The sequence below is a fragment of the Anaerolineales bacterium genome, from assembly GCA_030583885.1.
GTDB lineage: Bacteria > Chloroflexota > Anaerolineae > Anaerolineales > Villigracilaceae > Villigracilis.
In genome coordinates this window covers 353,694-367,506 of the sequence record CP129480.1, presented here as the reverse complement: position 1 = coordinate 367,506, position 13,813 = coordinate 353,694, and the positions used below count along the sequence as shown (strand labels likewise).

Sequence of the window (13,813 nt, the reverse complement as noted above, 5' to 3'; positions counted from 1 at the left end):
TCTTGTCGGTACAGTGGATTAATGACTCAGGATGTATTTCTTTACAAAGTATGCAATTGCCAGGGTCAGCACGATCGGCCCAAGGTAGAAGGAAAAGCCCAGCAGGAAGGATGTGACCTGTAAGACGAGAACGAACTCTGTAGTGGTGGGCAGGGAGCGGGCGGCGGCGGCGAAGATCATGAATCGCAGGCCGATGTTGATCAGATCGTCCGAGTTGAAATAGAAAAGGCCGACGATGATGCCAATGACGACAAATATCCATATCAGATAATTCGGCATTGAAACATCCGGGTTGTTTGCAAGGACATTGGCTGTGCCTGTGGCTACGCCGCCAAGAATGAAGAGCCATTTAAGAAGGAAATTCCAGTTGTCTGCCGCAAGCACTTCCTTTTTTTCCTCGGGTTGAACTTTCTTTTTCTGTGCCATGTTTTTTCCTTTTGAGAATTTATTTTTTATGCAGGAGAATCCGCCCAATTAAACCACAAAGTTTCATTAAGTTGACCGCTTTGGATGCGGCAGCCTGAACCTGATTGGATAATCCGGATGCATGAGGATGGTGCAGACGGGCATAAAAAACAATGTCCGGATGTCCACACAAACCAGTTCAAACATAAAGGAGCCGTCATGAAAATGACGGCTCCTTTATGTTTGAACTGGTTACATGCTTCCGAAATACTTCTTCCAGAAGAACATGATTGCCATGGTGAGAACGATGGGACCGAGGAAGCCAACGAAGCCGCCAATGAAACCCGTAATAAAAGATCCAACGGCCGGGACGGCGTTTAAGGCGCCGGCTACCGCGCTAATGATCAAATAGCGCAAGCCGAAGTTCATCAGGTCGGCGGAGTCAAAATAAAATATGCCGAGTAAAACGCCAAGCAGGAGTAATATCCAGCCAAGATACGGTTCCGCGCCGGTGAAATTCAAGGCGGACACCAGACCTGCAACTACCACGCCTCCAACATAGAGCCACTTCCACATTGCGGTGTTGTCCGTCGCTGCTGCTTTGGGCTGTTCCTTTGGCTGCGACTTGGGCTGGGCTTTGGGTTGTGCTTTCTTTGTAGCCATTTTACTTTTCTCCTTTTAAATAACTGGTTTGGAACTACATACTTAACAACCCCTGAAATGAAGGGAAGGTTTCCAATTATTCGCCCAAATTCCGAAACGTCTATACAAATACCTGCGTTATAATACTCCCCGCCTTATGAAAATCCTGACAGTTCTCACCTATTATCGTCCGCACACCAGCGGACTCACCATCTATGCCGAGCGGCTTGCACGCGCTTTTGTCAAACGCGGGCACCATGTCACGGTGATGACCACGCAATACGATCCATCCCTTCCCAATGATGAAATGCTGGATGGCGTCAGAGTCATCCGCGTGCCTGTTGCGGCGCGGATCAGCAAGGGCGTGCTTGCGCCAACGTTTGGGCTTGTCGCTACCAAACTGGTCTGGCAGCATGATGTTGTGCAATTGCATCTCCCGCAGTTCGATGCGCCCGGCGTCGCATTTCGTGCGCGTCTCCTTGGCAGGCCCGCCATCCTCACCTATCACTGTGATGTGCAGCTTCCCCGCACATTTTTCAACCGCATCGTCAACCGTGTGGTGGATTTTCAGAACAATATGGCGGGATTTCTCGCGAACCACATCGTGACCTACACCCAGGACTATGCGGATCACTCGCCCTTTCTCTCGCGCTTCGCCTCAAAACTGACCCCGATCCTACCTCCCGTTGGACTGCCTGACCCCACGCCGCAAGCGGTTTCTGCCTTCTCAGAGACAAACCTCACCAGGGAGCGGAATCCCGTCATCGGCATGGCGGCGCGTTTTGCATCGGAGAAGGGCGTCGAAGTCCTGCTGGATGCCTTGCCCATAATTCTGAAAAAATACCCCAAGGCGCAGGTCCTTTTTGCAGGGACCTATGAAAACGTAATGGGTGAGCAGATGTATTCAGATAGACTCATGCCGCGCATCCGCACATATGAGATCAGCGGCAACTGGAAATTTCTTGGCAACCTCGATCCCGTGCAAATGGCGGCATTTTATCCCAACCTGGACGTGTTGACGGTTCCATCGCTCAATTCCACCGAAGCCTTTGGGCTTGTGCAAATTGAAGCGATGATGAACGGCGTGCCGTGCGTGCCGTCCGCTTTGCCGGGCGTGCGTCAGCCGGTAACCATGCATGGCATGGGCAGAGTCTCTCAGATTGGAGATCCCGCCTCTCTGGCGGAATCAATTTTGGGCGTATTGGATGAAGCGGAAAAGTATCGCGGTGATATGGACGCCATCAAAAAATCCTATGACCCCGATTCCATTGCGCAGGAATATGAAAAATTATTTGCGAAACTTAAGAGGAAGCAGTGAACAATCGTCCATTGTTAATCCAAAATCGGAAAGCGAAGGATTTTCTCTTTCCCCAGATCAGTTCACTGCCCTATTTTCGCGGTTTGTTGCGCGCGGTGGAGGCTTCCTATTACCAGGATTTGCCGCTGCCCTCCCCGGTGTATGACCTGGGTTGCGGTGACGGTCACTTCGCTTCGCTCACGTTCGCAAACAAACTGGATGTGGGGCTCGACCCCTGGCACAAACCCATTCATGAGGCAAAACGATACGGCGCGTACAGATCCCTGGTGGAGGCGGATGGAGCTAGCGCGCCGTTCCCATCCGATTATTTTTCCAGCGGGCTAAGCAATTCGGTGTTGGAGCACATCCCGCATATCGCTGATGTCTTGAAGGAGACCGCCCGTATTCTGAAGCCGAACGCCCCGTTTTATTTCTGCGTGCCAAACCCAAAACATTTCCATGCACTTTCATTAACAAGGGTTTTCGGCAAACCCTATGAAAACTGGTTCCGCAAAATATCCCGCGTCCATCACGCGGACGAACCGCATGTATGGGAACAGCGCCTTGGGCGCGCAGGCTTCAAGCTTGAGCGCTGGTGGCATTACTTTCCACCCGCATCCACGCGCGTGTTAGAATGGGGCCATTATTTTGGCCTGCCGTCACTGATATCCAGGGTGCTGACGGGCAAATGGATACTCTCCCCCACGAAATGGAATCTCTGGCTGACGGAGCGGTATGTCAGAAAATATGCTTCCACTGCGGCAGCGGAAGATGGTACGTACACGTTTTATGTTGCCGTTAAAAAATAGATGGATTTTGGCGAAACCGATCTTATACTTTGTTGAATTGCCTGCCCTTCCCCCACCTCCCTTTATGAAACCCATCCCATACATCACGGATCGATCATCCCGTACTCCGTAATTCATTAAACCTCGAGTTGAGCCGAATGACAAACGACAACCTTCAGCCACCAGCAGAAAAGGAACCCACAGTTCTGGACTTCTATAAATCCGTTACAAAGGACTGGCGTTCCTTCTTCAACTTTATCCGTTCACTGTGGGATGCGAGAAGGCGTGAAGAGATCAGCCAAACGCTTGCGCAGGAGGCAGCCCAGCCGCTTGAAGAACCGCCGCTCGAGCCTGCGCGTGCGACCTCCTTCCCCTGGCGTTCCCTTCTGGCCTTGTTCCTTGCGCTGGGTGCGCAGGCGCTTGTGGAGCCTCCAAATCGTCAGGGTATATTCGCGCTGGCGTTGTACCTTTTTGCGGTTGGACTGGCAGTCTGGGGAACGTTCAAGAATGAATGGCATTTGCCGGCCCTGCCTGCCGTAAAATACATTCCCGATCCTCTCACCACCCGTCTGCTCCCCCTGATCGTTGCGGTTATTTTGGCACTGATCGCCTTTGTGGATTTCGGCGGCGGGTTGTTCACGCTGACCAACACCCTGCTATGGATTTTATCCATCGGTTTGCTTGCTTATAGTTTGTGGCTCAAAACCCCAAAGAGTGGTGTTGTGGATGCGGAAACACGCCGTAAAAAAATGCTCTGGAACGGGATCGTGCTTGCCGTGTTTGGCGTGACCCTTTTTTTTCGCCTGCATCAACTCCAGTTTGTGCCGGCTGAGCCGTTCAGTGATCATGCTGAAAAGTTGCTGGATGTATATGGAATCACCGAAGGGAACACCTTCATCTTTTTTCAAGAGAACACGGGACGCGAAGCCTTTCAGTTTTATTGGACCCTGCTGGTGTCGAAAATATTCAACACGGGGTTTTCCTTCCTCAGTCTCAAACTTGGCACGGTTTTACTTGGCATATTAACCCTGCCCTTTGTTTATTTGCTTGGCAGGGAATATGGAAATGAGCGGGTTGCCCTCTTCGCCCTCTTTCTTTTCGGGATCGCCTATTGGCCCAACGTCATCTCGCGCATTGGACTTCGTTTTCCGCTCTACGCGCTCTTCCTCGCCCCCACGCTTCTTTACCTGACCCGCGGGCTGCGTTCCCGCAACCGAAACGATTTCATCCTCTGCGGCATTTTCCTGGGAATTGGTCTGCATGGGTACAGCCCGTTCCGCATTGTGCCGCTGTTTGTGGTTGCGGCATTTCTCATTTATTTTCTACACGTCAAGTCGAGGGAGAATCGTCAGCAGGCGCTCTGGTGGCTTGCCATTGTTGTTGTCGTTTCCATCTTTGTCTTTTTACCGCTTATGCGGTACTGGATGGAGCGCCCGGACCTGGTTGGATACCGCGCCCTGACCCGCCTGAGCAGTCTGGAAGCGCCCCTGCCCGGGCCGGCCTGGCAGATCTTCCTTTCCAACATGTATAAAGGTTTGTTGTTATTTAATTGGGATAACGGCAAGATATGGGTGCATTCGGTGCCAAGCCGCCCGGCATTGGACGTGGTGACAGCTGCATTATTTGTGCTAGGCGTCCTATTATTGCTCGTGCGTTATGTGCGGCAGCGGGATTGGCGCGACCTGCTCCTGTTGGTCTCCATTCCAATATTGATCCTGCCGTCGGTGTTTTCGCTGGCTTTTCCCGGTGAAAACCCCTCCTTGAATCGAACGGGCGGCGCGGGGGTGGTGGCCATCCTTGTCAGCGCGCTGGCTCTGGATGGGTTTATATCAAGTTTTGGCGCGGAAAAGAGGCGGCAGTTCATCGCCTATGGGTTGACGGGGGCCCTGTTCGCAGTTTCCGCTCATCAAAATTATGGCATCGTCTTTAACACATTTGGACCGGCCTTCAGGTCTGCCGTTTGGAATACGTCTGAATTGGGCAGGGTGATCACCGAGTTTAGAGAAAAATACGGGCAGACCGATACGGTCAGGATCATACCCTTCCCTCACTGGGTGGATACGCGTCTGCCGGGTGTCTGGGCGGGCATTCCCAACCGTGACTTTGCCATGTGGCAGGATCGCCTTGCAGAGAGCATAAGTATGCCGGCTCCCAAAATGTTCCTCTTTTGGAGCAATGACCCGGAAACTGAGAAGATTCTTAGGGAACTCTATCCAAATGGCAAACTGAGCCGATATACTTCAGCCGTTCCAGGCAAGGACTTTTATATCTTTTTAGTGGAAGATTGATCGCCTCATTCATCCGCGGGGCATGAGGCAGTAACCATTATGAGAAGCAAAAAACACGCATGGGTATACGATTTTCTTTTTATCCTCGTCCTGCTTTTGGCAGGCACGTTGCGGTTAACCGGTGTGAACTGGGGCGAAGGATACCATCAGCATCCGGACGAGCTCTTTCTGATGGGAGTGCTGGATAACCTGCGTACGCAGAGTTGCGAAGATTCGCTCATCCCTGTGGACGCCTGCCCTCCCGAACAAAAGCGCTGGTTGACCTTTCGTGAATATCTGGATGCGGGGACATCCCCCCTCAACCCGTATAACCGCGGGTATGGGTTCTTTGTCTACGGCAACCTGCCCATGACGCTGACGCGTTATGCCATGGACTTAAGCGGCAACGATGACATTGGGAAATCCAAGTTCTTTGCACGGCAGGTGTCTGCGCTGGCGGATCTGCTGACGATTTTCCTGCTTTATTTGATCGTTTCAAGCTTGTATGGACGGAAGGTCGGTCTGTTTGCCGCCGCGTTCTCCTCGCTGGCTGTGATGCAGATCCAGCAATCGCATTTTTTCACGTCGGACCTTTTTGTCAATCTGTTCATGTTTTTGACGCTGGCGTTTGCGGTAAAGATCGCGGGATACAAGGACAACCGCGGTGAGGCTGCGGTCGCTCAACAGGAAGCGGGAGGGGAAACACAGCAGACACCGCGCCGATCGCTGCTCGTCACTCAACTACTCAAAAACCCGATTTTCTATTTCAGCATCGGCTTTGGCCTCGCATTGGGCATGGCCATGGCATCCAAGATCAACGCGGCCGCGCTGGCATTTGCTTTGCCGTTTGTATTTGCCGTTCGCCATCTCATGTACGACCGTAAAAAAACACCCTCCGCCGATTCCTGGACGCTGATCGTTGCCTTCCTCATCGCCGGCGGACTTGCGACCATCCTCTCCTTCCGCATCTTCCAGCCGTATGCGTTCGACGGCATTGGCTTGAACCCGCAATGGGTGAATAACATTGCCGAACAACGGGTGCAGGCCACGGGCGAAGCCGACCTGCCGTGGAATTTGCAATGGGCGCGCCGTTCGCATTTGTATTCATTTGAAAACCTCACCCTCTGGGGACTTGGGCTTCCGCTTGGCATGCTTGCCTGGGCGGGGTTCCTGCTCATGGGCTGGCGAATTCTCAAAGGTGAATACCGCCATTTGTTGTTGTGGGGCTGGACCGCCTTTTATTTCCTCTGGCAATCGCTTCAATTCAACCCCACCATGCGTTATCAATTGCCGATTTATCCCCTCCTGTGCATGATGGCAGCCTGGTTTATCTTCGAACTGGCGGGATGGAAAACCTTAACATTCAAACGGTTTAACCTGCCGGCTGTTTTTGCGGGCCTTCTTGGAATAATCGTCCTATCCCTCACCGCCGTCTGGGCGTTTGCCTTCCATAGCATTTATCTGCGTGATGAGCCCCGCATTGCCGCTTCGCGCTGGCTCTTCCAGAATGCGCCGGGTCCCGTCAACCTGCGCATCGAAACGGAGAGCGACGGCATATACAACCAGCCGTTGCCTGTCCATGCCGATGTGCTGATTCAAGCCGGTGCACCCTTCAACCTGTCGTTTTCTCCGAACCGTGATGGACAGATTTCCGAAATTTTTCTCGGTCATGCGATGGACTCTGTTACATCCCCCTCGACGATTGTTCTGACTCTCTCTTCCGCCTCGCAGCCGGACGTTGTGCTTGCGCGCGCCTCCAGGGTGGTGGATTTCACACAGACGGAGGATCCGCGCGGACCGTCCGTCACGTTGACATTTGACCGCGTAGTGCCTATCACTGAAAACCAATCGTATGTCTTGAAGATGGAAACGCTGGGGACTGCGCTTTCCCTGAGCGGCTCCTACCTTGCCAATGAGACCGATTACGATTGGGGCCTGCCCTTCCGCATCGATGGATACGATGCCTTTGGCGGCATCTATCGCGGCGACCTGATTTTGCAGGTCTATTGGACGGACGACGAAAATAAACTCAACCGCTTTGTCGAGACGCTCTCGCAGGCGGACTACATCATCATCCCCACCAACCATCAATACGCCCAGATCACCCGCCTGCCCGAACGCTATCCGCTGACCACACAGTATTACCGCGAATTGCTCGGCTGTCCGGAGAATGAGAACATCATTGAATGTTACCGCGTGGCGAAGCCCGGACAATATACGGGCAGCCTGGGCTTTGAATTGGTGGAGGTCTTTGAGTCTTATCCGACGCTGGGTCCATTGGTCATCAACGATCAGGCCGCGGAGGAAGGGTTTACCTTCTACGACCATCCCAAGGTAATGATTTTCCAGAAAACCGCGGAGTTCGACCCGTCACAAGTCCATGAGATACTCGGCAGGGTGGATTTAAGCAAGGCTGTCCAACTTAAGCCGACGGAGTTCGCCGATTACAAGACGTTGATGCTGCCGGATACCCGTCTGGCTCAACAGCGCGCGGGCGGCACATGGTCTGATCTGTTTGATTACGACTGGATTCAAAACCAATATCCCATTCTCGGCGTGCTGCTCTGGTATTCATTTATTTTCGTGCTGGGACTCTTCGCCTATCCGATCGCGCGGTTGGCGTTGCCGGGCTTTGGACAATATGCCTATCCATTGGGCAGGGTTGTCGGGCTGGTCCTGCTTGCCTGGATTGCATGGATGGGCGGTTCTGTCGGCGTGCCGTACACACGGACGTCCATCAGTGTGGTGTTTGCCCTGGTGGCGGTGGCAGGCGTCGGGTTGTGGTTGAAGCGCAGAGATAAGTACCGGGATGATTGGAATGCGAATCGCAGATTCTTCGTCACCGTTGAGATCCTCTTTTTTGTCTTCTTCCTGATCGACCTGCTCATCCGCCTTGGCAACTCGGATATGTGGCATCCCGCCAAGGGCGGGGAAAGGCCGATGGATTTTTCGTATTTCAATGCGGTCTTGAAGAGCGAGAGTTTCCCGCCGTATGACCCCTGGTTTGCAGGCGGATACATCAATTATTACTATTATGGCTTTGTGCTGGCAGGCACGCCGGTGAAACTGCTTGGCATTGTGCCCTCGATTGCATACAACTTTATTTTACCGACGTGGTTTGCGCTGGTCGCGATCGGTGCGTTTGCGATTGGCTGGAATTTGATGGAAAGGAAGGATGCGGATCAATCGCCCCTGATCGCCGGTCTGGCCGCCTCCTTCATGACCGTTTTGCTGGGCAATCTTGGGACGATTCGACTTGTCTTTAACGGTTTCCAGCGGGTTGCCGCGCCGGGCGGTGTTGTGCCCGCGGATGCGACCTTCGTGCAGAAGTGGATCTGGGCGGTGCAGGGGCTGTTCATGTCGTTTGGCGGCGATTCCTTCCTGCCCATCGGGCGCGGTGACTGGTATTGGTTCCCCAGCCGGGTGATCCCGGCACCGAATGACGTGGAACCGATCACGGAATTCCCGTTGTTTACCTTCCTGTACAGTGACATGCACGCGCACATGCTGGTGATGCCCATTACCTTGTTCATCATTGCCTGGGCGGTGTCATTTATCAAATCCCGTGCGCACTTGACTCGCGGCGAGTGGATCGCCGTCCTTGGCATTGGGGCATTGATGACCGGCGCATTGAAACCGACGAACACATGGGACTTGTACACCTACTTCCCTCTCGCCGCGATAGCGCTGGCATACACGTTGTATCTTAATTTTGAATGGAGGGATTACCTTAATCTGCCCGCCTGGTTGGGACGCGCCGTCGTTGCGCTTGGCATGGTTGCAGTGCTGTATGGTCTCGGCACTCTGCTGTATTTACCGTTTTCATATTGGTACGGACAGGGGTACGGCGAGGTCAATCCATGGCAGGGCTCACATACGCCGATCTCGTCCTACATCACGCAATGGGGATTATTCCTTTTCATCATCGTAGCCTGGCTGGCGTGGGAAACCCGCAAGTGGATGGCGTCCACTCCGCTTTCACGTTTGGGCAAACTTCGTGATTACGTCCTGTGGATCGAAATTGCGCTGGCTGTGTTCATTGCCCTGCTCGTCTTCCTCGCAGTGGACGGGGTCCGCATTGGCTGGCTGGCGTTGCCGCTTGCCGCCTGGGCCGGGATACTCATCCTGCGCACAGGCATGCCCGATGTCAAACGCGGCGTGCTGTTGATGATCGGCACGGCGCTTGCGCTGACCATCGCTGTGGAGCTGGTTGTGCTGGTCGGCGACATCGGCCGCATGAACACGGTCTTCAAGCTGTATCTGCAGGCGTGGATGCTGCTGGCGGTCAGCGCCGCCGCTTCCTTCGGCTGGTTGGTGGATGCGGTCCCATTCTGGCGGCTGCGCTGGCGCACGGTCTATCAGGCGGGCGTTTACATGCTGTTTGCGGGTGCATTCATGTTCACCCTGACCGCCACCACCGACAAGATCAGTGACCGCATGACACCATCCGCACCGCGCACGCTCGACAGCATGGATTTCATGAAATACTCCTCGTATGCGGATTATGGGCACGACTTTTCCCTGGCGGAGGATTACCACGCGATCCTCTGGATGCAGAAAAACATCCAAGGTTCTCCTGTGCTTCTCGAAGCTGCGCCGGCAGGCGTGCAATACAGATGGCATTCGCGCTTTTCCACCTACACCGGCCTGCCCAATGTGGTTGGGTGGCAATGGCACCAGCAGCAGCAGCGCGCCTTTTTATCAAACGAAGCTGTCCAACAACGCGGCGCGGAAGTGGATGCCTTTTACATGACAACGGAAAAGGATGCGGCACGGGACTTTCTCCGCAAATATGGCGTGCGGTATATTGTCGTTGGACTCCTGGAACATGCAAAATACACGCCGCCTGACCCGAACGCCGCGAATGGGCTGTTGAAATTCGATCGGTTGAACGGTGTCCTATGGAATGAGGTGTATCTTAACGGGAATACGGTTATCTATGAGGTCCTGCCATGATTCTACATATCACCTCCCGCGCGGAATGGGATGATGCGCAGGCACGCGGCGAATACACGGCGCCAAGTCTGGAGAGCGAGGGCTTCATTCATTGCTCCACCGAAAGGCAGGTCCTGCATGTCGCCAACGCTTTTCAGCGCGGGAAAAATGACCTTGTGCTGCTCGTGCTCGACGAGACAAAACTCAAGCCCGGGCTTAAATGGGAGGCGCCCGCGGGACCTCCCGCTGCCGGCATTTCTGAATCTGATTCGTTCCCGCATATTTATGGTCCCATCAACTTAACGGCAGTCGTCTCTGTGCTGGACCTTGAGCCTGACCCTGCTGGAAATTTCATCCTCCCGCCTTTATGAATTTGACTGAGCTCAGTATCCATCCCGCGCGCCAAAAGGATGCCCCGTTCATCGCAGAGATGATAAAGCTTTCGATGGGCAGTCTGGCAGATCATCTCTTTGGCATGGATGATTGGTCCATAAAAAGACAAATTGAAAACCTTGTGCGCAGGAATGCCGGCCGGTTTGGTTTGCGCTTCTCATTCGTTGCGGAAGCCGGCGGGATTTCGAAGGGAGCCCTGCTTTCATATAAAGGCGGAAGCGTTGACTATTTGAATGCTGCCACTTGTCCGCATTTGTTTTCCGTCATGGGCGTTGGGCCAGCCTTGCGCTTTATGATGCGTGGGATCAGCCTGCCCGGCGGGCGAGAGGCCGTGAAGGATGAATACTATATAAGCAATCTGGGTGTCGATCCCGCTTCGCAGGGGCAGGGCATTGGCTCTGCGTTATTGAAGTTTGCTGAAGAATTGACCCGTGATCAAAAACTGGCGAAGTGTTCGCTGATCGTAGGCTTGTATAATCAGGATGCCTTTCGTTTCTACCAACGGCATGGTTATGAGGTCGTTGAGACGGTGCAGGATAAAAACAAAACCCTTGAATATCACCGCATGGTCAAAAAACTATCCTGAACCCCTTTTGACCACTGATCACGGATAACTGGACAATAATGACCGCCTTCTTCATCTGGTACATCCTCCTGACCCTGCTCGGCTGGCTGACTTTCCCGCTGGCATACACCCTGTTCCCTGCTTTGATAGATCGCGGCTATACGCTCGCGCGTGCGGCCGGTTTATTGATCTGGGGATATACCTTCTGGCTGCTGGCATCCCTCGGCGTTACCCAAAATGACACAGGCGGAATCATATTTGCCCTTGTCATTCTGGCCGGCTTGAGCGTCTGGTCCATCGCCCACGCTCGATCACCCGTTGTCGATTTCATAAAATCCAACAAGTCCCTCATCATTGCCACGGAAATCCTGTTCTTCCTTGCCTTTGCCTTTCTTGCCTTTGTCCGCTCCGCCAACCCGGATCTGACCGGCACCGAACGCCCGATGGAACTTGCCTTCATCAACGGCATTTTGCGTTCACCGGCGTTCCCTCCGCAGGACCCATGGCTTTCCGGTTATGCCATTTCCTATTATTACTTCGGCTATGTGATGACCGCCATGCTGACGCGGCTCTCCGGCATTAACGGGAGCATGGCGCACAACCTGATGACCGCGCTTATCTTTGCGCTTGGGGCGGTTGGGTCGTTTGGAATTCTCTATAATCTCCTGGACCGCAGACCGCAGGCTGAAGACGGTCCGCGGTCATCTGTCATCGGCCTTTCCTGCCTTGCCCCTCTTTTCCTCCTGCTGGTTTCCAACTTCGAGGCAGTGCTTGAGATCCTGCATCGCCGCGGGTTGTTTTGGACGAAAGATGCGGGCAGCGGTGAATTTACCAGCACGTTTTGGACATGGCTGGACATGAAGGAACTCTCCCAGCCGCCGCTGGAACCGCTTGCCTGGATCCCAGACCGTTATCTGTGGTGGTGGCGCGCCTCGCGTGTCATTCAGGATTACGACATGCTTGGCGGCCATCGCGAAGTGATCGACGAGTTTCCCTTCTTCTCCTTCCTGCTCGGTGACCTGCATCCACATGTGCTGGCGATTCCCTTCGGCCTGCTTGCGATTTCCGTGGCATTGAATCTCTTCCTCGGCGGCTGGCGCGGAGGGATCAATCTGTTGGGTGCCCGATTGCACATCACCCCCCAGGGCTTTTTATTTTCTGCTCTCGTTCTCGGCGGGCTTGCCTTCCTCAACACCTGGGATATTCTTGTTGCGGCGGCGTTGATCGTTTCATCCTATGTCTTTTGGCGTGCGAGGGAAGACGGCTGGAATTGGCCCCGCCTTGAGGATCTGTTCCTGCTGGGCCTGCCGCTTGGCCTGCTTTCCATTCTTTTGTATTTTCCGTTCTATCTTGGTTTTTCCTCACAGGCGGGCGGCGTGCTGCCGAACTTCATGTACATCACGCGTGGTGTCCATTTCTGGGTCATGTGGGGGACGTTGCTCATCCCCATTTTTTCATACCTGCTTTACCAATGGCTTGGTAAAAAGATTCAAGCAAATTGGAAGCTCGGATTTTCCATCGGACTTGGCTTGACCCTGCTCCTCTTTGCCTTCACTTTTTTGACCGGCTGGATCGCTTCCTTTGCGGATAGGGACTTTGTGGGATACTTCCTGGCCTCCCAGGGCATGACCGCCTCCCAATACCTCGCCGCCACCTCCCTGCGACGCTTGAATCACATTGGCAGTCTTATTACCCTGCTGGCGATCCTGATCCCTGGGCTTTCCTTCCTCTTCCCCAGAATCACGAACCACGAATCACGAAGTACGGATGACGAACCCGCCGTCCACCGTCCACCGTCCACCGTCCACTTCTCTCTCCTGCTGCTCTCCCTCGGTGCCATCCTGGTCCTCGCCCCTGAATTCGTTTATCTGAAAGACCAGTTCGGCTACCGCATCAACACGGTTTTCAAGTTCTATTATCAGGCTTGGATAGTATGGAGCCTGGCCGCGGCATTTGGCGCTGCCGTCCTTTTTCGGAATTTGCAGGGAAAAACGAATATCATCTTCCGCGTGTTGATGGGCGTCGTTATTTTTTCAGGTTTGTTATATCCAACCCTTGGCTTGCTGACGAAGACGAACAACTTCAAGCCCATGTACGGATTCACCCTCGACGACTTCGACCGCATTCTGCGCGAGAACCCGGATGAGGCGGCCGCTATAGACTTTCTGCGCGGTGTCCGCCACGGGGTCGTCGCGGAGGCGGTTGGAGATGGCTACAGCAACTATGCCCGCATCTCCACCCACACCGGCTTGCAGACCGTCCTCGGATGGCCCGGTCACGAAGCCCAATGGCGCGGGACGTTTCTGCCGCAAGGCTCCCGTCGCGAAGACATCATGAAACTATACAGCACCGCCCGCTGGGAGGAAGCGCAAGCCATCATCGAGCAATACAATATCCGCTATATTTACATCGGCATCCTCGAGCGCGTATCCATGCCGGTCAATGAAGAGAAGTTCCAGATCCATCTCAAGCCTGTTTTTCAGCAGGGCGGCACGGTCATTTACGAAGTGCCGTAACTCTT

General features: G+C 53.9%; 9 protein-coding genes. 7 read left to right on the top strand and 2 right to left on the bottom strand.

Translation table 11 applies throughout. From position 1 onward, the window contains the following. Positions 1-18: 18 nt before the first annotated feature. Both QY332_01820 and QY332_01815 read right to left on the bottom strand, forming a co-directional pair. On the bottom strand, positions 19-426 hold the full coding sequence (locus tag QY332_01820; GenBank protein ID WKZ36664.1) for a hypothetical protein: 408 nt from the start codon (positions 424-426) through the stop codon (positions 19-21). 231 nt (positions 427-657) lie between these two features. Further along, positions 658-1,068: a hypothetical protein gene (locus QY332_01815; protein ID WKZ36663.1), complete on the bottom strand. Its 411-nt coding sequence runs from the start codon at positions 1,066-1,068 to the stop codon at positions 658-660. 136 nt (positions 1,069-1,204) lie between these two features. Here QY332_01815 and QY332_01810 point away from each other — a divergent pair, with 136 nt between their 5' ends. The 7 genes from QY332_01810 to QY332_01780 all read left to right on the top strand — a co-directional run bounded on the left by QY332_01810 (position 1,205) and on the right by QY332_01780 (position 13,808). Further along, positions 1,205-2,365 carry a glycosyltransferase family 4 protein gene (locus QY332_01810; protein ID WKZ36662.1) on the top strand — a complete coding sequence of 387 codons (1,161 nt, stop codon included), beginning with the start codon at positions 1,205-1,207 and terminating at the stop codon, positions 2,363-2,365. Beyond that, the gene (locus tag QY332_01805) at positions 2,362-3,153 is read left to right on the top strand and encodes a methyltransferase domain-containing protein (GenBank protein ID WKZ36661.1); all 792 of its coding nucleotides are present in this window, start codon (positions 2,362-2,364) and stop codon (positions 3,151-3,153) included. The genes QY332_01810 and QY332_01805 overlap by 4 nt, the downstream gene beginning before the upstream one ends. A 137-nt stretch (positions 3,154-3,290) precedes the next feature. Then, positions 3,291-5,420, top strand: a complete 2,130-nt coding sequence (locus tag QY332_01800; GenBank protein ID WKZ36660.1) for a glycosyltransferase family 39 protein — start codon at positions 3,291-3,293, stop codon at positions 5,418-5,420. Positions 5,421-5,459: 39 nt separating this feature from the next. Beyond that, positions 5,460-10,355, top strand: a complete 4,896-nt coding sequence (locus tag QY332_01795) for a DUF2298 domain-containing protein (protein ID WKZ36659.1) — start codon at positions 5,460-5,462, stop codon at positions 10,353-10,355. After that, positions 10,352-10,705 carry a DUF952 domain-containing protein gene (locus QY332_01790; protein WKZ36658.1) on the top strand — a complete coding sequence of 118 codons (354 nt, stop codon included), beginning with the start codon at positions 10,352-10,354 and terminating at the stop codon, positions 10,703-10,705. The genes QY332_01795 and QY332_01790 overlap by 4 nt, the downstream gene beginning before the upstream one ends. A 2-nt stretch (positions 10,706-10,707) precedes the next feature. Beyond that, positions 10,708-11,313, top strand: coding sequence for an N-acetyltransferase (locus QY332_01785; protein ID WKZ36657.1), 606 nt, complete (start codon positions 10,708-10,710; stop codon positions 11,311-11,313). Between the two features lie 38 nt (positions 11,314-11,351). Further along, entirely contained in the window at positions 11,352-13,808 is a 2,457-nt protein-coding gene (locus tag QY332_01780) for a DUF2298 domain-containing protein (GenBank protein ID WKZ36656.1), read from the top strand. Positions 13,809-13,813 lie beyond the last annotated feature (5 nt).

Coding starts and splice junctions, on each gene's coding strand:
- QY332_01820 (WKZ36664.1), bottom strand. CDS start 426: ATGGCACAGAAAAAGAAAGTTCAACCCGAGGAAAAAAAGGAAGTGCTT.
- QY332_01815 (WKZ36663.1), bottom strand. CDS start 1,068: ATGGCTACAAAGAAAGCACAACCCAAAGCCCAGCCCAAGTCGCAGCCA.
- QY332_01810 (WKZ36662.1), top strand. CDS start 1,205: ATGAAAATCCTGACAGTTCTCACCTATTATCGTCCGCACACCAGCGGA.
- QY332_01800 (WKZ36660.1), top strand. CDS start 3,291: ATGACAAACGACAACCTTCAGCCACCAGCAGAAAAGGAACCCACAGTT.
- QY332_01795 (WKZ36659.1), top strand. CDS start 5,460: ATGAGAAGCAAAAAACACGCATGGGTATACGATTTTCTTTTTATCCTC.
- QY332_01790 (WKZ36658.1), top strand. CDS start 10,352: ATGATTCTACATATCACCTCCCGCGCGGAATGGGATGATGCGCAGGCA.
- QY332_01780 (WKZ36656.1), top strand. CDS start 11,352: ATGACCGCCTTCTTCATCTGGTACATCCTCCTGACCCTGCTCGGCTGG.